The 23,191-nt window shown below is 64.8% G+C and carries 24 protein-coding genes; 6 read left to right on the top strand and 18 right to left on the bottom strand.

Annotated features, from left to right (window positions below; all coding sequences use genetic code 11):
• Positions 1-104 precede the first annotated feature (104 nt).
• Positions 105-653, top strand: a complete 549-nt coding sequence (locus AC3RCJ_RS10175) for a helix-turn-helix domain-containing protein (protein ID WP_492963324.1) — start codon at positions 105-107, stop codon at positions 651-653.
• Positions 654-717: 64 nt separating this feature from the next.
• Here AC3RCJ_RS10175 and AC3RCJ_RS10170 read toward each other — a convergent pair whose 3' ends face one another.
• Together AC3RCJ_RS10170 and purU are read right to left on the bottom strand one after the other, a co-directional pair.
• Positions 718-1,260: a YaeQ family protein gene (locus tag AC3RCJ_RS10170; protein WP_492963326.1), complete on the bottom strand. Its 543-nt coding sequence runs from the start codon at positions 1,258-1,260 to the stop codon at positions 718-720.
• 38 nt (positions 1,261-1,298) lie between these two features.
• Complete coding sequence (gene purU / locus AC3RCJ_RS10165; RefSeq protein ID WP_492963328.1) at positions 1,299-2,180, bottom strand: formyltetrahydrofolate deformylase; 882 nt, start codon at positions 2,178-2,180, stop codon at positions 1,299-1,301.
• 353 nt (positions 2,181-2,533) lie between these two features.
• Between purU and AC3RCJ_RS10160 the strand changes: the two genes are divergently transcribed.
• From AC3RCJ_RS10160 to AC3RCJ_RS10150, 3 genes are all read left to right on the top strand, one after another.
• Complete coding sequence (locus AC3RCJ_RS10160) at positions 2,534-3,034, top strand: phasin family protein (protein WP_492963330.1); 501 nt, start codon at positions 2,534-2,536, stop codon at positions 3,032-3,034.
• A 45-nt stretch (positions 3,035-3,079) separates the two neighbouring features.
• Complete coding sequence (locus tag AC3RCJ_RS10155) at positions 3,080-3,490, top strand: KGG domain-containing protein (RefSeq protein ID WP_492963332.1); 411 nt, start codon at positions 3,080-3,082, stop codon at positions 3,488-3,490.
• Positions 3,491-3,856: 366 nt separating this feature from the next.
• The gene (locus tag AC3RCJ_RS10150) at positions 3,857-4,369 is read left to right on the top strand and encodes a YgjP-like metallopeptidase domain-containing protein (protein ID WP_492963334.1); all 513 of its coding nucleotides are present in this window, start codon (positions 3,857-3,859) and stop codon (positions 4,367-4,369) included.
• A gap of 300 nt (positions 4,370-4,669) precedes the next feature.
• On the opposite strand, the gene AC3RCJ_RS10145 is transcribed toward AC3RCJ_RS10150, so the two are convergent.
• The 12 genes from AC3RCJ_RS10145 to AC3RCJ_RS10090 form a co-directional block, all read right to left on the bottom strand.
• Positions 4,670-5,266 (bottom strand): PEP-CTERM sorting domain-containing protein, encoded by a 597-nt coding sequence (locus tag AC3RCJ_RS10145; protein ID WP_492963355.1) that lies wholly within the window; start codon positions 5,264-5,266, stop codon positions 4,670-4,672.
• A 311-nt stretch (positions 5,267-5,577) separates the two neighbouring features.
• Entirely contained in the window at positions 5,578-6,123 is a 546-nt protein-coding gene (locus AC3RCJ_RS10140; protein ID WP_492963357.1) for an LOG family protein, read from the bottom strand.
• 12 nt (positions 6,124-6,135) lie between these two features.
• On the bottom strand, positions 6,136-6,909 hold the full coding sequence (locus AC3RCJ_RS10135) for a hypothetical protein (RefSeq protein WP_492963336.1): 774 nt from the start codon (positions 6,907-6,909) through the stop codon (positions 6,136-6,138).
• Positions 6,910-6,977: 68 nt separating this feature from the next.
• Entirely contained in the window at positions 6,978-7,649 is a 672-nt protein-coding gene (locus AC3RCJ_RS10130; RefSeq protein WP_492963338.1) for a TetR/AcrR family transcriptional regulator, read from the bottom strand.
• Between the two features lie 154 nt (positions 7,650-7,803).
• Positions 7,804-8,352, bottom strand: a complete 549-nt coding sequence (locus tag AC3RCJ_RS10125; protein ID WP_492963340.1) for a phasin family protein — start codon at positions 8,350-8,352, stop codon at positions 7,804-7,806.
• Between the two features lie 150 nt (positions 8,353-8,502).
• Positions 8,503-12,132 carry an EAL domain-containing protein gene (locus AC3RCJ_RS10120; RefSeq protein ID WP_492963342.1) on the bottom strand — a complete coding sequence of 1,210 codons (3,630 nt, stop codon included), beginning with the start codon at positions 12,130-12,132 and terminating at the stop codon, positions 8,503-8,505.
• A gap of 309 nt (positions 12,133-12,441) precedes the next feature.
• Entirely contained in the window at positions 12,442-13,401 is a 960-nt protein-coding gene (locus AC3RCJ_RS10115; protein ID WP_492963344.1) for an alpha/beta fold hydrolase, read from the bottom strand.
• A complete protein-coding gene (locus AC3RCJ_RS10110; RefSeq protein ID WP_492963346.1) occupies positions 13,398-15,035 on the bottom strand; it encodes a GMC family oxidoreductase in 1,638 nt (545 codons plus the stop codon). Before AC3RCJ_RS10110 ends, AC3RCJ_RS10115 begins: the two co-directional genes overlap by 4 nt.
• Before the next feature lie 7 nt (positions 15,036-15,042).
• A complete protein-coding gene (locus AC3RCJ_RS10105; protein ID WP_492965462.1) occupies positions 15,043-15,570 on the bottom strand; it encodes a hypothetical protein in 528 nt (175 codons plus the stop codon).
• Positions 15,571-15,640: 70 nt separating this feature from the next.
• On the bottom strand, positions 15,641-16,843 hold the full coding sequence (locus AC3RCJ_RS10100) for an MFS transporter (protein ID WP_492965071.1): 1,203 nt from the start codon (positions 16,841-16,843) through the stop codon (positions 15,641-15,643).
• A gap of 91 nt (positions 16,844-16,934) precedes the next feature.
• Positions 16,935-17,837, bottom strand: coding sequence for a LysR substrate-binding domain-containing protein (locus AC3RCJ_RS10095; protein WP_492965072.1), 903 nt, complete (start codon positions 17,835-17,837; stop codon positions 16,935-16,937).
• Positions 17,834-18,598 (bottom strand): RNA methyltransferase, encoded by a 765-nt coding sequence (locus AC3RCJ_RS10090; protein WP_492965073.1) that lies wholly within the window; start codon positions 18,596-18,598, stop codon positions 17,834-17,836. The genes AC3RCJ_RS10095 and AC3RCJ_RS10090 overlap by 4 nt, the downstream gene beginning before the upstream one ends.
• Before the next feature lie 195 nt (positions 18,599-18,793).
• Between AC3RCJ_RS10090 and AC3RCJ_RS10085 the strand changes: the two genes are divergently transcribed.
• Positions 18,794-19,576: an inositol monophosphatase family protein gene (locus AC3RCJ_RS10085; protein WP_492965083.1), complete on the top strand. Its 783-nt coding sequence runs from the start codon at positions 18,794-18,796 to the stop codon at positions 19,574-19,576.
• Positions 19,577-19,672: 96 nt separating this feature from the next.
• On the opposite strand, the gene AC3RCJ_RS10080 is transcribed toward AC3RCJ_RS10085, so the two are convergent.
• The 4 genes from AC3RCJ_RS10080 to AC3RCJ_RS10065 all read right to left on the bottom strand — a co-directional run bounded on the left by AC3RCJ_RS10080 (position 19,673) and on the right by AC3RCJ_RS10065 (position 22,608).
• Positions 19,673-19,831 (bottom strand): XapX domain-containing protein, encoded by a 159-nt coding sequence (locus tag AC3RCJ_RS10080; RefSeq protein WP_492965074.1) that lies wholly within the window; start codon positions 19,829-19,831, stop codon positions 19,673-19,675.
• On the bottom strand, positions 19,828-20,022 hold the full coding sequence (locus AC3RCJ_RS10075) for a XapX domain-containing protein (protein ID WP_492965075.1): 195 nt from the start codon (positions 20,020-20,022) through the stop codon (positions 19,828-19,830). Before AC3RCJ_RS10075 ends, AC3RCJ_RS10080 begins: the two co-directional genes overlap by 4 nt.
• A gap of 14 nt (positions 20,023-20,036) precedes the next feature.
• Positions 20,037-21,887: an amidohydrolase gene (locus AC3RCJ_RS10070; protein ID WP_492965076.1), complete on the bottom strand. Its 1,851-nt coding sequence runs from the start codon at positions 21,885-21,887 to the stop codon at positions 20,037-20,039.
• Between the two features lie 67 nt (positions 21,888-21,954).
• Positions 21,955-22,608: a hydrolase gene (locus AC3RCJ_RS10065; RefSeq protein WP_492965077.1), complete on the bottom strand. Its 654-nt coding sequence runs from the start codon at positions 22,606-22,608 to the stop codon at positions 21,955-21,957.
• 216 nt (positions 22,609-22,824) lie between these two features.
• On the opposite strand from AC3RCJ_RS10065, the gene AC3RCJ_RS10060 reads away from it, so the two are divergent.
• Positions 22,825-23,091: a hypothetical protein gene (locus tag AC3RCJ_RS10060; RefSeq protein WP_492965078.1), complete on the top strand. Its 267-nt coding sequence runs from the start codon at positions 22,825-22,827 to the stop codon at positions 23,089-23,091.
• The last annotated feature ends 100 nt before the right edge of the window (positions 23,092-23,191 follow it).

Below are 23,191 nucleotides of genomic sequence, written 5' to 3'. Positions count from 1 at the left end.
ATGCACGGCCGTGGCCGCGCAACCCAATCCAAGGAAACTGAGTGTATTTTAGGACACTTTGTGTCATGAGGTACAATAGTTTTTTTAAATCGAACGATGCAACCATGGCTATGCGCCTGAAACTGCTGAGAAAACAGATGGGCTGGACCCTGGAACAGCTGGCGGACAAGAGCGGCTTGACGAAGAGTTACCTGTCCAAGGTGGAGCGGGGCCTGAGCGTGCCCTCGATCGCCGTGGCGCTGAAACTGTCGCGCGCCATGCGGGTGGACGTGGAGCAGCTGTTCAGCGACAGCCACCGGCAGGCGGCCGTGACCATCACGCGCGCGGGCGATCCGGGCAGCGCGGGGACGATGCCGCCGCTGCCGCATTTCGCCAGCATCGCGGCCGGCGTGGCGCCGAAGAAAATGCTGCCCTTCATGGTGTATCCGGCGCCCGATTTCGTCGCCTCCGCCTTCAAGGAACATGCGGGCGAGGAATTCCTGTTCGTGCACCAGGGCACGGTGGAAATCGAGTTCCCCCAGGAAACGGTGCAGCTGCACACGGGCGACTCCGTGTATTTCAACGCCCTGATTCCGCACCGCACGCGCAGCATCGGCGCGCAGCAGGCACAGCTGCTGGTCATCGTCAGCAACGACGAAGACGCGGCCGCCTGAAAACGGCGCCGCAACGCAAAAAGCCCGGATCGCTCCGGGCTTTTTGCATTTCAGACAGTCAAGATCAGCGTGCCGGCTTCACCGGTTCGCGGTCGATCAGCACCGTGTTGACGCTGTCGGTCAGCCAGATCTGGCCATCCTGGATCGTGCATTGCAGCTGCATGGTGCGCTGCGCCAGCTTGATCATCTCTTGCGCCGCGTCCGACGGCAGGTTGATGACGGTCAAGTTCTTCGCCCGTTCCAGCTTGTTGGCGATCTGCTTCCACCAGATGTGGCTGGTCGCGCCATAGCTGTAGACGATCACCTGCTCCGAACGGCCGCAGGCCTTCAGGATGCGTTTTTCGTCGGGCTGGCCCACTTCGATCCACAGCTCGATGGCACCCGTCAAGTCCTTTTGCCACAGGTCCGGCTCTTCCGTGTCGAACAGGCCCTTGGTGAAGGTCAGCGCCTCGTTGGCGTGGATGGCGAACGCCAGCAGGCGCACCATCATGCGCTCGTCCGTTTCGGACGGGTGGCGCGCCAGGGTCAGCGCGTGATCCTGGTAGTAATTGCGGTCCATGTCAGCGATCTGCAGATCGGCTTTGAAAATTGTTGCTTTGAGGGCCATCGTATTTCTGTCTCGGTAATCGGTAGATAAATTCTGGATCAGCGGAAGACCACGGTCTTGTCGCCATTTTTCAGGATGCGGTGTTCGACGAACCATTTCACGGCACGCGCCAGCACCACGCATTCGACGTCGCGGCCGATGGCCGTCAGGGTGTCGGCGTCCATCGCATGGTCGACGCGCTCGACATCCTGCTCGATGATCGGGCCTTCGTCCAGGTCGCCCGTGACGAAATGGGCCGTCGCGCCGATCAGCTTGACGCCGCGGTGGTGCGCCTGCGCATACGGCTTGGCGCCCTTGAAGCTGGGCAGGAAGGAATGGTGGATATTGATCGCCTTGCCATCGAGCGCCTGGCACAGGCCCGGCGACAGGATCTGCATGTAGCGCGCCAGCACCACCAGGTCGATCCTGTGCGACTCCATCAGCTCGATGATCTTCGCTTCCTGCGCCAGCTTGGCCGATTCAGGCGCCCCGGTGGCCAGCGGCAGGTGGTGGAAGGGAATGTTGTAGCTGGCCGCCAGCTGGTAGAACTCCATGTGGTTCGACACGATGGCGGGAATTTCCACGTCCAGCAGGCCGCTCTTGTAGCGGAACAGCAAGTCATTCAGGCAGTGGCCGATTTTCGACACCATCAGCATGACGCGCGGCTTGACGCGCGCATCGTGCAGCTGGCCGTGGAAGGGGCCGTTCAATTGCATGGCTTGCGACAGGGCGGCGAAGTCGGCGCGCAGCTGGGCGTCGCTGACGGCGCCGTCTTCCAGCGCGAAGTGCACGCGCATGAAGAACAGCTGGGATTCCTGGTCGCCGAACTGGGCCGAATCGATAATATTGCAGCCGCGTTCGGCAAGAAAGCCGGACACGCGGTGCACGATGCCGCGCTGGTCCAGGCAGGACAGGGTCAGGATGTATTCGGGATGCGTCATGGTCGCGAAATATGGCAGTAAATAAGCGGATGATTAAGGGCGGTCTCGGCCCGGCCACGCGCGCCGGCCATCGGCCGCGCCGCCGCGAGCCGGCTATTGTCGCACGGCTGGGCCGGTAAACCCGCATTTTCCATCACCGCCCATGGCGGACAAGGGCCAGCGCCGTATTCAGCGTTCATTTGATCTGGCGCAAAGTGCACATATTTTTCAAGCGGCCCAGGGCCATTCTGCACATAAACCCATCACTTGCACGGAACCTGCCGCACCGTTCGGCGTCTATCCCTTTGCTTGTTTCATACGTCGCATCCGGTGCACCGGGTGTTTCTCGGACCAGATCATTACTGAGGTAGAACATGTTCACAAATAGCATCAGCCCCGCCCTGAAGTCCCACCTGGAAGCGCAGCTCAACTTCATTACCGAGCTGTCGCGCAAGATGTTCGACACGGCGCAAAAAGTCAGCGAACTCAACATGCGACTGGCGCAAGACATGCTCCAGGAAATTTCCAATGCCAACAATCAACTGCTGACGGCGCGCGACACGGGCGAGCTCCTGTCGCTGGCCGCCGCCCAGATGCAGCCGGGCGCTGACAAGCTGCGCCAGTACCAGCAGCAGTTATCGCATCTCGTCGCCAACGCCAATGTCGAGATGAACCGCACGGCGGAAACGCACATTCCCGAAGCGAGCCGCACGGCCGCGGCCTTCGCCGACGAGGTCGTGCGCAAGACGGCCGAAGAAACGGAAAAAGCCACGCAGCGCCAGCGCGAACTGATCGAAAAAATGCATGCGGGCGCGCGCAGCGACGGCGCGGGCCGCGGCAGCGACGCCAGCCGCCCATCCGACCAGGCGCATTGACAGCCCGTCCCCCGACACAACGCTATCGACAGCAAGGAGAACACCATGGCAACGAATCAAGGCAATGAACAAGGCAAAGGCGCCGGCAGCAGCCAGAAAATGGAAGGTCAAGGCAGCCAGAAAGGCACGGGCAAGCGGGGCTTTGCCGCCATGAACGAAGCGCAGCAGCGCGAAATCGCCAGCAAGGGCGGCCAGGCCGCGCACCAGAAAGGCACGGCCCACGAATTCGACTCCGAAGAGGCGCGCCGGGCCGGGCAAAAAGGGGGCGAGGCCGTCAGCCGCAACCGTGAGCACATGGCCGAAATCGGCCGGAAAGGCGGGGAAAGCCGGCAATCGGCGCAGCGCGCCAATGACGCCCGCAGCACGGCGGCACGCGGCAGCGCGTCGGAGCAGCAGTCCAGGACGACCGGCAGGCAAGGCGGCGGCAAGGACGAAGACGACGACAGCAAGGGCTGAAGCCGGGCGCCGTTTCTGCCTGGAAACGGGCAGAAGCGGCGCCAACTCGGGCACTTGCAGCGCGGCATGGCAAGCGGGACGGCGGAGCATGCCCGCTGGCAGTGGCGTTGGCGCGGGATGACGACAGCATCAGCGCCATGCTCGCCCTGCGCAGGAGGATGACGGACAGGGGACACGACGCAGCCGGCGTGGCCAGGCGATGAGGGGCGGGTCTGAGCGGCTGGTCCTGCGGGGCTGGTCCTGCGGGGCTGCTCCTGATGGACTGCTCCTGATGGACTGCTCCTGCGGGGCTGCTCCTGGCCCCTGCTGCGCCATGTGCGGCAGTATGTTACATTCTCGCCTCCACCGATTCCCCGCCCTTCCCGCATGCAGCCATCCCTGAAATACCTGAGCGCGTATTCCGAGCAAACCCAGGCGCAAGTACAGCAACTGATCGCCCAGGACAAGCTGGCGGCGGTGCTGCGCCAACGCTATCCGCAGGCGCATGACGTGCGCAACGACAAGGCGCTGTACCAGTACGTGCAGGAGCTGAAGAATGAATTCCTGCGCAACGCCGAACCCATCAACAAGGTGGCGTTCGACAGCAAGATCCACGTGATCCAGCACGCGCTGGGCTTGCACACCTCCATTTCCCGCGTACAAGGGGGCAAGCTGAAGGCCAAGCACGAGATTCGCGTGGCCACCATGTTCAAGGAAGTGCCGCTGGAATTCCTGCGCATGATCGCCGTGCACGAACTGGCGCACGTGAAGGAAAAGCAGCACGACAAGGCCTTCTACAAACTATGCACCTATATGGAACCGCAATACCATCAATACGAGTTCGACGTGCGCCTGTACCTTACCCAGCTGGACCTGTCGGGCCAGCGCCTGTGGTCGTAAAAAATGGCGCGCCCCATCCAGCAGGGCAATGCCAGGAATGTCCATCCGTCCCTGCTGTCTGAGTCCGCATCGCAAAGCAACAGGCGCCGTCCATGCCGCCAGCCCGGCAGCGATTGCACTGTCCACGGACGGTGCCGGATACTCGACGCCGGGCGCATCCGCTCTGCAGAAACATTATTGAAGGCAACGTTGGGAGAATTCCCGCAGCGGCCCGGGACATAGCCTAAAAAAATCCGCCCGGTCGCACAGGCGGGCGGATTTTTACCATGCGCGCCGGGCCGGCCGGCGCGCTGGTCCTGCTCAGGCTGCGTTCTTGCGGCGGCGCATGAAAGCCAGCAGGCCCAGGCCACCCAGCAGCATGCCGTAGGTCGCCGGTTCCGGCACGGCGCTCACGCTGGCAGCGATATTGTCCACCTGGAAGGTATGCAGCGCGCCTTCCTTCCACGATGCCGACAGCAGGTTGCTGAAGCCCGTGAAACTGTAGTTGCTGAACGAATGGCTGCCGCCCACGGTAAAGGTCTGGGTAACCGTGCCGCCGCCCACCTGGTGGCCGACAAAGGTGACGTCAAAGGCACCCGGCAGCAGGCTCACGAAATTGGCCAGGCTGATGGTATTGAGCGAAAAGGCGGCGCCGTCGGTGCGGCTCAGTGTCGTGGTCGACAACAGGCTGGCACCCAGGCCGGCCGAACCCGCATAGGCCAAGCTGCTCTGATGTGCCGAGCCCAACAGACCCAGGAAGCTGCTGTTGAAGTCGTAGCCGCTTTCGGAGTAAGTGGAAAATACGGAACCGAAGTAGCCAGGCTGTTCCAGCTCATCGAAGCCGATCGTGGTGGTTTGGGCGTGGGCGCCGCCAGCGGCGAGGACGGCTGCAACGGCGGCCGTGCGCAAGAGGGTCATAGGTTTCAAAATAGCATCCTTTCGAGATGATGAAGTAGCGTGATTGAGGCGACTTGAAGCAGATCGGTGCCATTTTCTGGAGTGGGCCATGCCGACTCGGGCTTCCGAAATTCCTAGCTTTTGAACACTAGCAGTAGACCACAGGCATGAATAAAAAGCATCTTCATTTTCAAAAAAACATGCCTCAATAGAAACTTTATGCCGCAAATTTATTGATGAGGATGCCAGCCTCGATAAATTTTCCCGCATGGAAATAAAAAAGCCATGGCCCTTGCGGACCATGGCTGGACATGACGTTTCTTCAGGAATAACTACGGCGCGCAGTCCTTCAGGCGCTGCACCAGCGCGGCAGGGTCGGCATCGGCATTCAGGAAAGCCGCGTGTTGCGGGCGTACGAAGCCCTGTTCCTTGCCGTTCTGTACGAAGGAGATCAAACCGTCATAAAAATGGTCGACATTGAGCAAGCCGATCGGCTTGGCGTGGATGCCCAGCTGGGCCCAGGTCAGCATTTCGAACAGTTCTTCCAGCGTGCCATAGCCGCCGGGCATGGCGATGAAGGCATCGGACAGGCTGGCCATCATCGCCTTGCGCTCATGCATGTCCTTCACGATGAACTGGCGCGTCAAGCCCGTGTGGCCCACTTCGCGCTCGACCAGCTGGGTCGGGATCACGCCCGTCACCTCGCCGCCCAGGCGCAGCACTTCGTCGGCGATCACGCCCATCAGGCCCACATTGCCGCCGCCATACACGAGCGAGATATTTTCCGCCACCAGCACGCGCGCCAGTTCCCGCGCCGCTGTCGCATAGCGGGGGCTGACGCCGGCATTGGCGCCACAGTACACACATAAAGCTTTAATCACAGCATCCCTTTACTCTTTCAATTCATCAATTGCTGCCTCGACCTCGAGACGCTCCTTGGCATCGGCCGCCACGCAATCGGCGGCCTGTTCATACAAGGCGATCGCTTCCGCCAGTTTTTTCTTCCCATCAAGCATATTCAAGGCGCGCGCATACTCGCTGTGGGCCAGCGCCGAATACGGCGTCAGCGCCAGCGCCGTCTTGAAGTGCTGGTAGCCATCGTCCTTGTTGGCGCCGTAGGTCAGGCTGCCGATCATGGCGCCGACCTTGTCGATAATTTCCGTATGATAAATACCGAAGGCGATATGCGCTTCGGCATGCATGGGCGCCAGGGTCATGGTGCGGTCCAGGCTGTTACGCACGCGCGCGCCCATGCCTTGCGCCAGGGCCTTGACGACGGAAATGCCCAGCGCAAAACGGCCCAGGCTGTAAGCATGCCAATAATACCCGGCGGGATTGTCCGGCTGCTCATTCTGCTGGCGCTCGCAGCGCTCGGCCACTTCCTCGTACATGGCCAGTTTCTGGCTCTCGCTCACTTCCAGGTGCGTGGCATGGATGCAGGTGGCCTTGTGCGCCACCGCATAGCCGGGCACGCCGACGGCCAGGCCCAGTTTCGCCGCGCGCTCGAAGTCGCCCGCATGGTAGGCCAGCCAGGCCTGCACCAGCGCAGCGGACTTGGGAAACGGTTCGACATCGCCCGCATGCAGGCGGGGCCAGGCCGCCTCCAGGCTTTGCGGCGTATGCACGTATGCCAGTTCAGGATAGGGAAATTGTTTCCAAGCCATGCCGAGTCTCCTGTTATCGAACGTCCTGCACACCGTCCACGGCCGCGCCCGCGCGCCGTGCACGGCCCTCAGTCGCTGTTTAGTTTGGTCACATACTCTTCCGACAATTTGCGGAACAACAGATGCGTTTCATTGCGCAGATACGGCCCGATCAGCGACAGCACCTGGTAGCAGCCGCGCGCCAGCGCATCGGACATCGATTGCTGCTCGCTGTACTTGCGCGGGTTGCGCACGTACTCGTACGACAGCCAGTAGGTGGCAACGACCACCATGTTGGTGGCCATCGCGCCGATTTCCATGTCCGACGCCTCCAGCGACTGCTCGCTGCGCAAGTCTTCGCACAGCTGCGTGGCCACCTTGATCTTGTGCGCCAGGATCAGCTTGAAGTGCAGCTCCAGCTTGCGGTTGCGCGACAGCAAATCGTTGAGGTCGCGGTAAAAGAAACGGTAGCGCCAGATCAGTTCGAACATCAGGTGCAGGTACAGCCACACGTCCTCGATATTCGAGCGGCGGCCGTCAGGCACGGTCAGGATGCGTTCGATCTCGGCCTCGAACTGGACGAAGATCGAATTGACGATATCGTCCTTGTTGCGGAAGTGGTAGTACAGGTTTCCCGGTGAGATATTCATCTCTTCTGCAATCACGGTGGTCGTGATATTCGGTTCACCAAATTCATTGAACAGGCGTAGCGACAACTCCAGGATGCGTTCGCGGGTACGGCGTGGTGCTTTTTGTAGCATGGCGGGCAATCTCTCTGTGTTCTGCCTCAAGCATACCACCTAAAATAGCCCTGGCGAAACACCGACGCCCGTGGGCGCCGGCGAAAAGGCGGGGGCGAAAAAAAAGCCTGCGCGGGCAGGCTTGCCTTGATGGCGTACCAGGCCAGGCGGCTGGCTAGGCGCGCTTGGCGACAGCGGCCTTGGGAGGCGCTTTTTTCTTTGCCGCCGGCTTGGCGGGCGCTGCCTCGGCGGCCTTGACGGCCTTGACGGCCCGTTTGGCCACGGGCTTGGCGGCGGGCTTGGCCGCTGCCTTCGCGACAGGCTTGGCCGTGGCCTTGCCCGACAGTGCCGCCACCTGCGCGCTCAAGGCATCGATTCTCTCGTGCAGCGAGGCGATCTCCAGATGCGTGGGCACGCCGATGGTGGCCAGCGCGCGCGCCACGCGCTCTTCAAACACCTGCTCGAGCTTGTCCCAGGAGCCGCTGGCCTGCTTGCCGACGCCATCGGCCAGCTTGCCCACGCCCTCGCTCACGTCGGACACCTTGTCTTCGGCGCGCTTTTGAAATTCCGTGCCTTCCTTGACCAGCCTGGAAAACACGCGGCCGCCCTCTTCCTGTGCTTTGGCGAAAGCGCCCAGGCCGGCCTGCCAGATCTGCTGCGCCGAACTGCGCACCGCGCTGGCCAACTCCTTGTCTTCCGCCAGTTCCTTCAATTTCTTCACCATCGTCAGCTCCCGTCATATGCAAGGCCATGCCAGTTCATGGATGATTTTATTCTAGTGAGCAAAACTAGAGACAGGCGTCTAATTCGATAGAGATGCGCTTCTAAACAGGCGGCAGCGTGCGGCAGCGCACACACGGCACGCTGCGCGCGCTCAGGCCGCCGCCTTGACCGTGCCGTGCAGCAATCCATGCAGGCGGAAGCCCTCGCGGATATTTTCGCGCAGGACGGCCCCCTTCCACGGCTTGGTGTAGAAGCGGTCGACGGCGCCCCGGTTGATGGCCGCCATGATGGGCGTGAGGTCGGCAAAGGCCGACAGCATGATGCGGAAGGTATCGGGGCACAGATGCTTGACGCGCTCCATGAATTCCGTGCCGCTCATGAGCGGCATGCACTGGTCGCACAGGATGACCTGGACCTTGTGGCGCGCCAGCAGGTCGAAGCCCTCGGCCGCCGTCTGCGCCGTCAGGATGCGGTAGCCATCCTGCGCCAGGAAGTCGCTGAGCACGTCGAGCATGAAGACATCGTCGTCGACGATCAGCAGGGTTTGCTGCTCGTCGCTGCCCGCATCCTGCGGCGCCTGCAGCAGCTTGCCTCCCATGAGCATCTGCTCGAATTCCTCCTGCGGCACGGGACGGCTGAAATAATAGCCCTGCATTTCATCGCAGCCGTGACGGCGCAGGTAGGCCAGCTGCGCATCGCTTTCCACGCCTTCGGCGATCACCTGCAGCTTCATGCTGTGCGCCATGCTGATGATGGCCAGCACGATGGCCGCGTCGTCCGGATTGCTGGTCACTTCGCGCACGAAGGCGATGTCGATCTTCAGCTTGTCGATGGGGAAGCGCTTCAGGTAGGCCAGGCTGGAATAGCCGGTGCCGAAATCGTCGATGGAAATCTGGATGCCCAGCGCCTTCAGGTTGCGCAGCACCGTGATGGTTTCCTCGGCATTCGACATCAGCGAGCTTTCCGTCAACTCCAGCTCCAGCAGGTCCGGCGCGATATCGTATTTGCGGATGGCCTTGAGCACCTCTTCTTCCAGTCCGCCGACGAAGAACTGGATGCCCGACACGTTCACCGACAGGTGCACGGGACCGATGCTGCTGGCGCCCCACTCGCTGATCTTCTTGCATGCCTCGTCGAGCACCCAGTTACCGACCCGCACGATCAGGCCCGTCTCTTCGAGCAGGGGGATGAACAGCGCCGGCGAGACCATGCCATGCCCCGGGCGGCGCCAGCGTATCAGCGCTTCGGCGCCGCTGATGCGGCCCGACACGATGTTGACCTTGGGCTGGAAGAACAGCACGAATTCTTCGTTGTCGATGGCGCGCCGCAGGGCGTTTTCCATGTCCAGCCGGGCCATCGACTGCGCATTCATTTCCGCCGTGAAGAAACGGAAGGCATCGCGGCCCGCTTCCTTGGCACGGTACATGGCCGTGTCGGCGTACTGGATCAGGATATCGGCATCGCTGCCGTCGTCCGGGAACACGGAAATGCCGATGCTGACGGTGACCGTCACTTCGTGGCCCTGCAGGTCGAAGGGCTTGCGCATCGCTTCGCGGATCTTGTCGACCACGCCCACGGAATGCTGGGCGCCATCGGGCAGGATCAGGACGGCGGCGAATTCATCGCCGCCAAAGCGGCCGATGGTATCGCGCACGCGCAGGCAGTCGACCAGGCGGCTGGAGAACTGGCGCAGCAGCTCGTCGCCGATGGTGTGGCCGAGGGTATCGTTGATATTCTTGAAGCGGTCCACGTCGAGGAACAGCACGGCCACGGCCCACTGGTGCTCGGCAGCCTGGGCCAGCGAATGCGTGAGCGAGGCATAGAACTGGCTGCGGTTCGGCAAGCCGGTCAGGGTGTCGAAATGCGCGAGCTTCATCAGGCGCTGCTCGGCGTCCTTGCGCTCGGTGATGTCGCGCGCCACGGCCACCAGTATCCAGCTCTGGCCCGAGCGCAGGGTGCGCCGCTGCACTTCCACGGCCAGCGGCGAGCCATCCCTGCGCTGCAGCTGCAATTCGGCCATCGGGCCGCCCTGGTCGCCGGCCAGCAGCTTGTTGTACAGCTCCTCCAGCTGCACCTCGCCCTCGTGCGAGCGGCCCGGCCCCACCTTGAGGAAATCCTCGCGCTCGAAGCCCAGCATACGGCATGCCGTCTGGTTGACGTCGACGAAGCACATGCCGGCGCGGTCGATCAGGAAGATGGCGTCGGCCGTGGCGTCCATCGCCAGGCGGAAGCGGCGCAAGTCTTCATCGAGGCGGATGCGCGCCGCCATGTCCAGGGTCAGCTGTTCGTGGTGGCGCTTGATCTCGTCGTACAGCAGCAAATTGTCGTAGGCGACGGCAATTTGCGCCGCCACCGTGGCGGCCACGCGCTCGTCGACTTCGGAAAACTCGTTCGCGCCCAGCTTGTCGACCAGGTACAGCCAGCCGTGGCTGCGTTCGCGCGACGCGATGGCCACGCCCAGGAAGGAATGCACGGGCGGATGGTTGCCGGGCAAGCCCAGCGCGCCAGGATCGCCCGCCAGGCCGTTGACGCGATACGGCTGGCGCTGCTCCAGCAGGCGGTTCAGGATGCCCATGCGCGGCGAGCTGGCGATCTGTTCCAGGTTTTTCTCGGAACCGCAGGACGAAAAGTAACTGAGTTTGTCGGCGCCCTCTTCCAGCACGCCGATGCACGCGTATTTGGACACGCAGATGTTTTGCGCCACCTTGCAGCCCGCTTCGATCAGCGCGCGCGGGTCGCGCTCGGCGCCCAGCTCGATGCCCAGTTCGATCAGGGCCGTCAGGCGCAGGCTCACCGCCTGCAGGCTGGACAGGGACCGCGACAGGCGCTCCGTCATGATCGCCAGGTTTTCCGGCACGGCAGTCTGGCCATCGCCCTGCACGGCCAGTTGCGAGATCTTCTGGCTCGATGATTCAAGCTCGTCCAGGTAGCCGCTGACCTGATGATCGATGCCGGCCAGCTTGCCGTCCGTCGGCCCGCGCGCGCCATCGAGCCGGCCCGGCATCTGGGCCGAGGGCGGCATCAGTCCCAGCGCCTCGTTCACCGTGCGCACGATGACGTCGGGGTCGGACGGCTTGGGCAGCACCCAGCGCACGCCGCAGGCCTGCGCCAGCAGGATCGCTTCCTGCTCGCGGTAGGTGGCGGTATAAAAGATGATGGGCACGTCGGCCAGCGCGGGGTTTTCATGCACGCGCGTGACGAATTCGTAGCCGTCCATGTTCGGCATCAGGATATCGGAGACGATCAGGTCAGGCCGTTCGGTGCGCATGATTTCCAGGCCTTCGGCGCCGTTCGCCGCTTCCAGCAGGCGATGGCCGCCGTAACCGAGCAGCGCGGTGAGGAATTCGCGGTTCAGCACATGATCGTCGACGATCAGGATGGTGGCTATGTCGTTTTTAACGGGCGTCGACGGCGCCCCGGGTAAAAAAGATTCGAGTTCCGCCACGAACAGGTCCGGCTCGATCGGCTTGCCGATATAGCCATTGAATCCCGCCTCGAGCAAGCGTTCGCGGTCGCCCACCATGGCCAGCGCAGTCACGGCCAGGGCCGGGATCTTGCACAGCACGGGATCTTTTTTCAGCTCCGCCACCACGCCATAGCCATCGAGCTTGGGCAGGTGCACGTCGCAGATGATCAGGTCGGGCACCTCGCTGCGCGCCATGCGCACGCCCTCTTCGCCATCGTAGGCGGCCAGCGGCGTATACCCGAAGGCACGCAGCAGATACACCATCAATTCCATATTGGTGGCGTTATCTTCAATAATCAGGATACGTGCGGACAATTAGCACTCCCACCAAAAAAACATAATGAACCCATGATGCCATACGACTATCGCCGTGTGTGCGTTCTGCTTCGCCGCCACGCCAGGCCTGTACGCCGCCGGCACCAGCCATGACAATCCTACAACATATTGACGCCAAACCGCGCATGAATTTCGCCCGCGCAGCGCGCGCATGCAGCCGCTGCCTGCCCCTAGCTTAATACAGGCGGCGAATGGAAAACAGGAATTTCTGGCCCCTGAGTTGTTAAATACAGGCAACAGCAGAGTCAAAAGAGACAGTCTTGCCATGCTGACAAAACACAACAGTGCTCAAGCTGCATGTGGCGCGGAAGAAACGACCGCGGCTTCGGCCATGATAGTCATTTCCGCCAGCAGCGAAGCGAGCACGCGCGCATCGCTGGCCAGGGCCACGTGGCCGATGCCGCCGAGGGCGATATTGCGCGCGCCGGGCAGCTGTGCCGATGCCTGCGGCGCGACGATATTGTCGTGGTGCGAATAGATCGAGGTGATCAGGGCGCGCGTTTCCGGCGTCTCGCTGGCGGCCAGCTGGGCCAGCCAGCCGCTGGGCGCAGCGTCGATGCGGCTCATCTGCCGCGCATTCGTCCCCGCCGCCAGGTTGGCTAGCGCCGTGCCGTGGTGCGGCGTGCCGAGGGTGATGATGCGCGCGACGCGCTGCGCGCCATGGCGGCGCAGCCAGGCGCGCGCCACCAGGCCGCCCATGCTGTGCGCGACGATGATGACGCGCTTGCTGCCCGTGCGGGCGCACAGCTCGGCGACGGCCTGCTCGACCTGCGGCACGACATCCTCGATGTCGGCGCCTATCGGTTCCAGGTCGACGCCGTCGTGCGCGATGCCGGCCCGCGCCAGCTGCCGGCTCAGCGGCGCCCAGTAGCCGCGGTTGCACACATAGCCGTGGATCAGCAGCACCGGCAAGCCCTTGCGCGGCGCGGTGGCGGCCAGCGGCGCCAGGCGCGGACGCAGCATGTCCCAGGACGAGGCCCGCAAGGTGGCGCGCAATTCGCCCAGGAACAGGCGCGCGGCGCCCCGCACGCCCAACTGGTATGGCGCCGGCACGGCACTGCCCAGGCGCCGGCTCTGCCAGAAATTGCGCGCCACGACGAGCGCGCGCACGGCCAGCAGCATGGTCGCCGCCAGCAGCAGGGCCGCGGCGGGCGGGCCGACGCCCCACGCGTGCATGGCCAGGTACGCCAGCCCCAGCACGGCCAGCACCTGCAGCAGCATCAGCCACCGGAGGATGCGCGCGATCATGCGGCGGACGCCGGCATGGGCACGGGCGCCGGCCGGCCCGTCAGCTGCCGCGCCAGGCCGCTGGCCAGGCGCGCCGCCAGCGCGTAGATGCTCAGCTGCGGATTGGCGCCCAGCGAAGTGGGAAACAGCGAGCCGTCATGCACGGACAGGTTACGCACGCCGTGATAGCGGCCATCGGCCCCCGTCACGCCCAGGCGCGCATCGTCCGACATGGCGCAGCCGCCCATCACGTGGGCCGACACCACCCTGGCCAGCAGCGCCTTCATCGGCAGCTCGCCGATGGCCTGTTTCGCCTGCGCCCAGCTGGTGTAGTGGCGGGCCAGCTCGTGCACGGGATACACGCTCTGCGCGCCGGCGGCGAACTGGATTTCCGCCATCGACAGCAGCGCGCGCCGCGCGCCATCCCAGATAAAGGGCGTGAGCGGATAGTCGAGCACGGGCGCGCCGAAGCTGTCGATGGACACGCTGCCGCCCGCCGAGTCGTGGTGAAAGCCGTCGCGCAGCAGCGCCAGCAAGGCGTGCGCATGGGGGAAGTCGCGCATGGTGCGCGCGTGCTCGTCGCCGAAGCCGCCCATGGTGGTGGCCATCAGCAGCGGGTGCAGGGGCGGCGCCTCGAGCTTGTAGCCGATGGGACCATCGATGGGGGCCGCATGCAGGAAATGGTCGGAATAAATCGTCTGCGGCGCGCCCGCATAGGCGTCCACGCGCTGCGGGAACAGCCCCGCCGAAATCACCGTCGGATGCAAAAAGGTGCGCCGGCCCAGCAAGCCGTGCGGGTCGGGCGCCTGCGAGCGCAGCAGCAGGGCCGGCGAGTTGATGGCGCCGCCGGCCAGCACGAAGTGTTTCGCGCGCAGCGTCAGGCGCACGCCCGTGGGCGCTTGCCCGGCCGCGTCCAGCGCCGTCACCTGCAGGCTGTCGACGCGCTCGCCCTTGAAGCTGAAGCGCTCGGCGCGCGCATGCACGAGCAGGCCCGCCCCCAGCGCCAGCGCGGAAGGTATCGTCGTCACCAGCATCGATTGCTTGGCGTTGGTCGGACAGCCCATGCCGCAATAGCCGAGGTTCCAGCAACCGTTCACATTGCGCCGGATGGCGGCCGTGGGGATGCCCAGCGCCGCGGCGCCACGGCGCAATAAATCGTTGTTTTCGTTGGGCGGCGCGGCCCAGTCGCTCACGTGCAGGCGTTTTTCCATCATGGCGAACCACGGCGCCATGGCGTCCACCGAATAGGCAGTCAAACCGAAATGCCCGCGCCAGTAGTCGAGGGTGCCGGGCGGCGTGCGAAAGCTCGAGGTCCAGTTGACGGTGGTCGAACCGCCCACGGTGCGGCCCTGCAAAATATTGATGGCCTTGTCGCGCGTCTTGCGCGCGGCCGATTCCTGGTACAGGGCGGGATAGGCCTGCGCTTCGCGCATCTTGAAGTCCCGCGAGGACTTCAAGCCGCCCTCCTCGACGATCAAGACGGTCAAACCGGCCAGCGCGAGGATTTCCGCCGTCACGCCGCCGCCGGCGCCGCTGCCGATGACGACGACATCGGCCTCGAAGCTGCGGTCGGCGGCCAGGGTGCTGGCGTCGATGACGTTCCAGCCGCTGGCCACGCCGATGGCGACGGGGTCGGGAATGGGAGAGGTGCTCATGCCGGCCTTATGCGCTCAGTTCGGGCAGCGGCCCCGGATAGCCGATGGCGGCCCAGTGGGCGGCATCGGCATACCAGGCGCCGAGGATCAGGTCGTGCAGGGCCAGGTAGGCCGTCTGCAGGGTGGCCAGGCGGTGCGTGCGCCACGACTGCAAAAAGGCGGCCACCTGGGCCGGGTCGGCCCCGGGCCAGCCATCGTTTACGCCGGCGACGAAGCGCCGCGCGGGCGCCAGCGCCAGCAAGCCGAACATATCCTGCACCTCCTGCTGCGCCGCCAGCGGCAAGCCACGGATGGCCGTGTCCACGCCGGCGATGGCGCCGTCGAGCGCCGCGGTCCGTACACCGGGCTCCTGCGGCAGCGCGCCGCCCAGCATGGCCGGCACGATGGCCGCCAGCGCCGCGCGCGCCTCGCCGTCGAGCACGAAACGGCCTGGCGGCGCCGGTCCGCGCACGGCGCGGTAGGCGGCGCCGCCGGCCGCCAGCGCACCGGCGCCGAACACGCCCAGTTTCAGAAACGATCTGCGTCGCATTCCCATGTCCCCTTGTTTTGCACCACCTTTTGCAGGCCAGTGTACGCCAAAGGCAGTGGGCGTTTGAACGCAAAAACTAGAGCGTGCCGTCTAGTTTGCGCGACTGGCACCACAGCAGCAGCATGGCCAGCAGCGCCGCCAGCGCGCCGCCGATGGCGATGCCTGGCAAGCCAAACGCGACGATCAGCATGCCGCCCAGCGCGCCGCCGGCCGCCGTGCCGGCATTGAAGGCGGCGATATTCAGGCCCGCCGCCACCGCGTCGCTGCCCGGGCAATGCCGTTGCGCCAGGCGCAAGAGGCGCATGGTGGACAGGGTGACGAGGGCAAAGAACAGCAAGCCCAGGGTGCCGCACAGGGCCAGCAGCGCGAAAGGCTGGGTGCGCAATATATAAAACCCCAGCAGGTTGAGCGCCAGCGCGGCCAGGGCCAGCATGGTCGAGCGCAGGGCGTGGGGGCGGTCCGCGCACCAGCCGCCCAGCAGGTTGCCGCCGATGGCGCATACGCCAAAGCACAGCATGGCGGCGCCCAGCCAGAGCGCATCGAGTCCGCCCAGCTGCAGCAGGAAGGGAGAGATATACGTGAAAAAACTGAAGGTGGCCACGCTGACCAGCGCCGCCACGCCGGCCGCCAGCAGCAGGGGCGGCAGCAGGATGGCGCGCAGGCTGGCCAGCGCCGATACGGCGGCAAGCGGCTGGCGCGCGGCCGGCATGGCGAGCAGCAAACCGGCGCCGCCGCCCAGGGCCAGCACGCCGATGGCGGCAAACACCCAGCGCCACGACGAGACGGCGCCCAGCCACGTTCCCAGCGGCACGCCGCCGGCCAGCGCCAGGGTCAGGCCCAGCCAGACGATGGACAGCGCCCGCCCCGCGCGGGACGGGTCGACCAGGCTGGTGGCCGCATGCGAGGCGACGGCCATGAACACGCCATGCGCGAGACCGACGACCAAGCGCACGCCCAGCAGCGCGCCCAGTGCCGGCGCCGCCGCCATGGCCACGCTGCCGGCCGCCAGCACGAGCATGGTGGCCACCAGCACCCGGCGCGGGGACTGGCGCGCCAGCAGGGCCGTCAGGATGGGCGCGCCGATGGCCGCCCCCAGCGCATACGCGGCGATGGCGCCGCCGGCCGCCGCCACGCTGGCGTGCAGGTCGCGCGCCATGGAGGTCAACAGGCCGGCGGCGATGAATTCAGACAAGCCAAAGGCGAAGCTGCACAGGGAAAGCAGATAAATGGCGGGCGGCAGGGAAGCTGCGGCGCGTGCAGAGGCAGAAGCTGGGAACATGGCGGCTCCGGTAAAGGCAAAGCGCCATGCTGGCCCCTGGGCCATCATCTGTAAAATATCTTATTTATCTTGAAACGAGACTTTTAAGGTCTCATTCGGCAGCGGACCGCCGCAGCTGCGCCAGCAGCCGCTCGCGCACGGGCGACGTGCGCCGCGGGTCCCACGCCATGTACAGGTCGAGCTGGCGCAGCGGCGCGGGCGCAGCGCCGTGCAGCGGCAGCATGGCGACGCCGGACGGCAGGGATGCGGCCAGGCTGGCCGGCAGCAGGGCCACGCCGAAGCCGGCCGCCACCAGGCCCAGCACCGTCTGCAGGCGGCGCGCCTGCTGCACCACGCGGGGCACGAAGCCCGCATGCAGGCACAGGCTGGCCAGCTGGTCGTGGAAACCCTGGCCCAGGTCGCGCGGCGAGGCGACGAAATCTTCCAGGGCCAGGTCCGCCAGGTCCACGCGCGCCTGGCCCGCACAGCGGTGCGCCAATGGCAGCGCAACGACGATGTCCTCGCCCGACAGGCGCTCGAAGCGCAAGCCCGGCGTGCTGCGGCCCGGCGTGCGCAGCAGGGCGATATCGACCTGCCCCGTTTCCAGCCATTCCACCTGTTCCTGCGTCGACGCTTCGCGCAAGGTGAATTGCACGGCCGGCGAGGCGGCGCGAAAGGCGCGCAAGGCATTCAATACGTGGGCATACGGCGTGATGTGAATAAAGCTGAGGCGCAGATGGCCTTCGATGCCCTGCGCCACGCGGCGCGTGGCGGCCACGCCCTCTTCCAGGCTGGCCAGCACCTGGCGCGCCGTGGCCAGGAAAGCGCTGCCGGCCGGCGTCAGGCTGACCTTGCGGTTGGTGCGCTCGAAGACGGGATAGCCGAGCGCTTCTTCCAGCCGCAAAATCGCCTGCGACAGCGGCGGCTGCGCCATGTGCAGCCGTTCGGCCGCGCGCCGGAAATTGAGCTCCTCGGCGACGGCGATGAACTGGCGCAGCAGCCGGGTCTCTATCATGGGCCTTTTTTCGCCATCGCCAGGATGTGCCGCGCGATGCCGCGCAGGATGTTGACTTCTTCCGTTTCCAGCCCCGTGCGCGAAAACAGGCGTTTCAAGCGCGGCATCAGCTTTTTCGGGTTGTCGGCGTCGAGGAAATCGATGGCGACCAGGGCCTGTTCCAGGTGCGCATACATGCCGTCGACCTGCGCCAGGCTGGCCGCGTCGCCATGGAAGCCGACGGGACTGGCGAGCTGCCCATCGCCGAGGGCCGCCACGCGGCATTCATAGGCGACGACCTGCGCCGCCTGCGACAGGTTCAGCGAGGAGTACGCGGGATTGGCGGGGATGTTGATCAGCACATTGCACTGCTCGACGATCTCGTTGGGCAGGCCGAAGCGCTCGTTGCCGAAGATGACGGCCGCGTGCAAGTCCGTGCCGGCGGCCAGCTGGGCAGCGATGGCGCGCGGCGCCGTGACGGGCGGCGAGAATTCGCGCAATCTAGCCGACACGGCCGCCGCGTAATTGCAGCCTTCGAGCGCCTCGGCGATGGAGCCGACGATGCGCGCGCCGGACAAAATATCCTGCGCGCCGCTGGCGAAGGCCACCGCTTCCGCATCCGTCAAGGCATCGGGAAAGCGGGGGTTGACCAGCACCAGATCGGAAAAACCCATCGTTTTCATGGCGCGCGCGACGCCGCCAATGTTGCCAGGACGACTAGTTTCGACAAGAATAAATCGCAGGCGTGTGAAAAGAGACGTGTTGATTTCGGGCAGATTCATTTAAAATAGCGCTATTGCGCGGTATCGATACAGGAAATTTCGGAAGACGGAGCCACAAAACGCTGACTCCAGGCCGGGATTTTAACCACTTCGGCACCGCTCCGCTCTTTAATTCATTCTTGCACTCCATCGTACCGGCGCCGAAAGGCGACGCTGGGCGGTCGCGTGCTTTTAACGGAAGCTCACATGCACCCAATGCTCAATACGGCGATCAAAGCCGCCCGCCGCGGCGCCGCCGTCATCAATCGCGCCTCTTTCGACCTCGACCGCGTCGTCGTCACGGAAAAACAACATAACGATTTCGTCACCGACGTCGACCAGGCGGCCGAACAAGCCATCATCGAGGTGCTGTCCAAGGCCTACCCGGACCACGCGTTCCTGGCCGAGGAATCGGGCGCTTCCGCCAACACGCACGACGAGAATGAATATCAGTGGATCATCGATCCGCTGGACGGCACCACCAACTTTATCCACGGCTTCCCGCAATACTGCATCTCGATCGCGCTCGCGCATCGCGGCGTCGTCACGCAAGCCGTCATCTACGACCCGGTGCGCAACGACCTGTTTACGGCCACCAAGGGCGCCGGCGCCTACCTGAACGAAAAACGCATCCGCGTCACCAAGCTCGATCGCATCGCGAACGCCCTGCTGGGCACGGGCTACGTGGCCGGCAGCGCCCGCGCGCTGGACGAATACCTGAAGATGTACGCGATCATGGGTGAACGCAGCCAGGGCGTGCGCCGCGCCGGCTCGGCCGCGCTGGACCTCGCTTACGTCGCTTGCGGCCGCCTGGACGGCTTCTACGAAAAAGGCCTGAAGCCCTGGGATATCGCCGCCGGCGCCCTGATGATCACGGAATCGGGCGGCATCGTCGGTGAATTTTCCGGCGAATCGGAGTACCTGTACAAGGGCGACGTCATCGCCGCCAGCCCGAAGATCTTTGGCCAGATGATCACGCTGCTGACGCCTTTCGCCTGATAGCGCAGGCTAGTCGGATTACGCTACGCTAAGCCGACCTACGTGCAGCGCGAGCGGCACCCACGAAAAAACCGGCCCTGGCCGGTTTTTTTGCATTCAGGGACAGATCTGTCCCGCCACCACGAAACCCAGGGTCATGGCCACCACCATCGCCGCGCCCGTGGGTGTGGGCGGCGTGGGCGACGGCAGGTCGAACCAGCGGCATGCCGCCCCCACCAGCATGCCCAGCACGGCGCCCGCCAGCATGACGTTCATGGCGCCTCCCCGTGCCGCCGCGCGCGGCGCTCAAGGTACAGCCCCGTGAGCCAGTAGCCGCAGCTGGTCAGGAACACCAGCAGCGCGGCGCCCGGCACGGGCGGCGCCGGCACGGGAATGCGCGCCAGCTGGCAGACGAAGCCCACGGCAAAGGCCAGCAGCAGGCCGAGGATGACTTTCTTGCAGCGCATGGCCCTCTCCTCTGTCAGAAAGCGAAGCAGCTGCAACCGAGCGCGCCCCAGAAACCGGAAAAATCGGACACCGGCACGGCCGACTTGCGCGCCCGGTCGTGGGCATGCGCATGCACGCCGCAGGCACCCGCGCACTGGTGCGGCAGCATCGCTTGCGCCGGCCCGGCCACCGGGCGGTAATGACCGGGCACCGCGCGCACGGGCGACCACTCGGGCAGCACGGGAATCGGCGGCGGCGCCAGCGCCGTGAATTCCCCCTGGCCATAGACGACCTTGCCGCCCACCATGGTCAGCACGGATTCGATGGACTTGATCGCCTCTTCCGGCACCGTAAAGTAATCGGCCGACAGCACGCTCAGATCAGCCAGCATGCCCTCGCGGATGCGCCCCTTCTTGCCTTGCTCGCTCGAGAACCAGGCGCTGCCCGCCGTCCACAGTTCCAGCGCCGTGTCGCGCGACAACCTGCCCGCCGCATCCGTCAGGGCCAGGCCGCCCACGGTGCGCCCGGAAACGAGCCAGTACAGCGCCGTCCACGGGTTGTAGCTGGCGACCCTGGTCGCGTCCGTGCCGCCGCCCACGGGCACGCCCGCGTCGAGCATGCGCTGCACGGGCGGCGTGGCCTTGGCCGCATCAAAGCCGTAGCGCTCGACGAAATACTCGCCCTGGAAGGCCATGCGGTGCTGGATGGCCAGGCCGCCGCCCAGCGCCTTCACGCGGTCGATATTGCGCGGGCTGATGGTTTCCGCGTGGTCGAACAGCCAGTGCAAGCCGCCGAACGGCGTGTCGCGGTTGACCTTTTCAAACACGTCGAGCATGCGGCTGATCGATTCGTCATAGGTGGCGTGCAGGCGGAACGGCCAGCGCTGCTCGACCAGGTGGCGCACGACCTTTTCCAGCTCGTCTTCCATGCCGGCCGCCAGCTCGGGGCGCGGCTCGAGGAAATCCTCGAAGTCGGCGGCCGAAAACACCAGCATTTCGCCGGCGCCGTTGTGGCGATAGTAATCCGTACCGTCGCCGGGCTTGATCATGCCCGTCCACTTCTGGAAATCCTGCAATTCCGCGCCCTTGTTTTGCGTGAACAGATTGTAGGCGATACGTATCGTCAACTGCTCCTGTTGCGCCAACTCGTCGACGACGGCGTAATCCTCGGGATAATTCTGGAAGCCGCCGCCCGCGTCGATGGCGCTGGTGACGCCCAGGCGGTTCAATTCGCGCATGAACTGGCGCGTGGAGTTCACTTGCAGCTCCAGCGGCAGCTTCGGCCCTTTCGCCAGGGTCGCATATAAAATCATGGCGTTCGGCCGGGCGATCAGCAAGCCGGTCGGGTTGCCGGCCGCGTCGCGCACGATTTCGCCGCCGGGCGGGTTCGGCGTGTGCTTGTCGTAGCCGACGGCGCGCAGCGCGGCGCGGTTCAACAAGGCACGGTCGTACAGGTGCAGGATGAAGACGGGCGTGTCGGGCGCGGCCGCGTTGATTTCATCAAGCGTCGGCATGCGCTTTTCCGCGAACTGGAACTCGGTCCAGCCGCCGACGACGCGCACCCATTGCGGGTTCGGCGTGCGCAAGGCTTGTTCCTTGAGCATGCGCAAGGCGTCGGCCAGCGAGGGCACGCCTTCCCAGCGCAGTTCCAGGTTGTAGTTCAAGCCGCCCCGTATCAGGTGCAGGTGCGAGTCGTTCAGGCCGGGAATCACCGTGCGGCCAGCCAGGTCGATCAGCCGCGTGGCGGGACCGCGATGGCGCATCACGTCTTCGACGTCGCCGACGGCGAGGAATTTGCCATCGGCGATGGCGACGGCGGACGCCAGCGGCTGCGTCCGGTCGACCGTGTGGAAACGGCCATTGAGCAAGATCGTGTGTGCGTGCATGAGAACTCCGGAATCAAATGAAAACACGGCCCCGCCGACGGGCGGCGGAGCCGGAGTCAGTGAAAAATCAATGGCCTTCGCTGGCGTTGAACATGGATTTGGCGTAGATCAAGCCCAGGCCATAGCCGCCGCCGTGCGCCACGGCCGTCGCCACCGTCTCGTTGTAGGTCTCGCCGCGGGCCCAGTCGCGCTGCAGCTCCAGCAAGTATTGCACGGACGTCATCGGCTGCGCGCCCGCCTGCAGCATGCGCTGCATGGCCATCGCATGGGCTTCGTCCGAGACGTCGCCGCTGGCGTCGGCGATCACGTACACGTCAAAGCCCTGCGCCAGCGCCGACAGGGCTGGCCCGACGATGCAGACGGAGGTCCACAGGCCGGCCAGCACGATCTTGCCCTTGCCGTAGGCATTCACCTGGTCGGCGATGCGCGCGTCTTCCCAGGTGTTCATGCTCGTGCGGTCGATCGGCGCCTGCTCGGGGAAGACGGACTGGATTTCGTCGAAGATGGGGCCGGAGAACGATTTGGCCGCCACCGTCGTCAGAATCGTCGGCACCTTGAATTGCGCCGCCGCCTTGGCCACCAGCGCCGCGTTGTTGCGCAGCAGGGCCAGGTCGATCGAGCGCGTGGCGAACGCCATCTGCGACTGGTGGTCGATCATGATCAGGGTATGATCGTTCGGGGTCAGCAGTTTTGGAGCGGCTTGGGCGGTAGCGATAGGCATGATGTTTTCCTTAGTGAAAATAATTGAATATGAAAATAAGTGTTCCGGTACGGCGGTTCTGCTCCTGCCCTTGCGACAGCTTCTGCGTGCCGGGCCAGTGCTGTGCAGTATGGCGGAGCCGCTTTGAAAAGAAAAACGGAAAGAATGCCAAGCTATATGCAATTTTTTCGATGATATAAAACAGGCGCAGCTGCGCTATACGGATCAAGGAAAAACATGGGATTTGAATTCAGGATCACGGCCAGCCTGGCGCCAGGCCAGCGCCAGCACATCGCCCGGCTGCTCGAGGCGCTGCCACAGACGCCGCGCGCCCCCGGCACCGCGCCCGATCGCGCCATGCCCGAGAGCGACATCCGACTGACGGACAGCGGCCTGTATGTATGCCAGCACCTGCGCCCGGACCCGTGGCACGGCCTGGCCGCCCTGCGCGCCTATCTCGACGCGCAGGGCGTGGACTACGCCGTCGGGGAGATCGACGACTAGGAACACCGGTCAACCCTGCCGCGCGTCGTCGTTTGCGCCCCGCGATGCGCACCGCCCCGGCGGCAGCGCACTTGATACAGTTGCGCTTCCCGGGCCAACG

It is taken from the genome of Janthinobacterium sp. GW822-FHT07H11, from assembly GCF_058798615.1.
Note: the sequence above shows the minus strand (reverse complement) of the source record. Positions and strands in the feature narration are given on the sequence as shown.

Excerpts from the sequence above, each read along its gene's own strand:
- AC3RCJ_RS10175 (WP_492963324.1), top strand. The coding sequence starts at position 105 with ATGGCTATGCGCCTGAAACTGCTGAGAAAACAGATGGGCTGGACCCTG.
- AC3RCJ_RS10170 (WP_492963326.1), bottom strand. The coding sequence starts at position 1,260 with ATGGCCCTCAAAGCAACAATTTTCAAAGCCGATCTGCAGATCGCTGAC.
- purU (WP_492963328.1), bottom strand. The coding sequence starts at position 2,180 with ATGACGCATCCCGAATACATCCTGACCCTGTCCTGCCTGGACCAGCGC.
- AC3RCJ_RS10160 (WP_492963330.1), top strand. The coding sequence starts at position 2,534 with ATGTTCACAAATAGCATCAGCCCCGCCCTGAAGTCCCACCTGGAAGCG.
- AC3RCJ_RS10155 (WP_492963332.1), top strand. The coding sequence starts at position 3,080 with ATGGCAACGAATCAAGGCAATGAACAAGGCAAAGGCGCCGGCAGCAGC.
- AC3RCJ_RS10150 (WP_492963334.1), top strand. The coding sequence starts at position 3,857 with ATGCAGCCATCCCTGAAATACCTGAGCGCGTATTCCGAGCAAACCCAG.
- AC3RCJ_RS10145 (WP_492963355.1), bottom strand. The coding sequence starts at position 5,266 with ATGACCCTCTTGCGCACGGCCGCCGTTGCAGCCGTCCTCGCCGCTGGC.
- AC3RCJ_RS10135 (WP_492963336.1), bottom strand. The coding sequence starts at position 6,909 with ATGGCTTGGAAACAATTTCCCTATCCTGAACTGGCATACGTGCATACG.
- AC3RCJ_RS10130 (WP_492963338.1), bottom strand. The coding sequence starts at position 7,649 with ATGCTACAAAAAGCACCACGCCGTACCCGCGAACGCATCCTGGAGTTG.
- AC3RCJ_RS10125 (WP_492963340.1), bottom strand. The coding sequence starts at position 8,352 with ATGGTGAAGAAATTGAAGGAACTGGCGGAAGACAAGGAGTTGGCCAGC.
- AC3RCJ_RS10115 (WP_492963344.1), bottom strand. The coding sequence starts at position 13,401 with ATGATCGCGCGCATCCTCCGGTGGCTGATGCTGCTGCAGGTGCTGGCC.
- AC3RCJ_RS10110 (WP_492963346.1), bottom strand. The coding sequence starts at position 15,035 with ATGAGCACCTCTCCCATTCCCGACCCCGTCGCCATCGGCGTGGCCAGC.
- AC3RCJ_RS10105 (WP_492965462.1), bottom strand. The coding sequence starts at position 15,570 with ATGGGAATGCGACGCAGATCGTTTCTGAAACTGGGCGTGTTCGGCGCC.
- AC3RCJ_RS10100 (WP_492965071.1), bottom strand. The coding sequence starts at position 16,843 with ATGTTCCCAGCTTCTGCCTCTGCACGCGCCGCAGCTTCCCTGCCGCCC.
- AC3RCJ_RS10095 (WP_492965072.1), bottom strand. The coding sequence starts at position 17,837 with ATGATAGAGACCCGGCTGCTGCGCCAGTTCATCGCCGTCGCCGAGGAG.
- AC3RCJ_RS10090 (WP_492965073.1), bottom strand. The coding sequence starts at position 18,598 with ATGAATCTGCCCGAAATCAACACGTCTCTTTTCACACGCCTGCGATTT.
- AC3RCJ_RS10085 (WP_492965083.1), top strand. The coding sequence starts at position 18,794 with ATGCTCAATACGGCGATCAAAGCCGCCCGCCGCGGCGCCGCCGTCATC.
- AC3RCJ_RS10080 (WP_492965074.1), bottom strand. The coding sequence starts at position 19,831 with ATGAACGTCATGCTGGCGGGCGCCGTGCTGGGCATGCTGGTGGGGGCG.
- AC3RCJ_RS10075 (WP_492965075.1), bottom strand. The coding sequence starts at position 20,022 with ATGCGCTGCAAGAAAGTCATCCTCGGCCTGCTGCTGGCCTTTGCCGTG.
- AC3RCJ_RS10070 (WP_492965076.1), bottom strand. The coding sequence starts at position 21,887 with ATGCACGCACACACGATCTTGCTCAATGGCCGTTTCCACACGGTCGAC.
- AC3RCJ_RS10065 (WP_492965077.1), bottom strand. The coding sequence starts at position 22,608 with ATGCCTATCGCTACCGCCCAAGCCGCTCCAAAACTGCTGACCCCGAAC.
- AC3RCJ_RS10060 (WP_492965078.1), top strand. The coding sequence starts at position 22,825 with ATGGGATTTGAATTCAGGATCACGGCCAGCCTGGCGCCAGGCCAGCGC.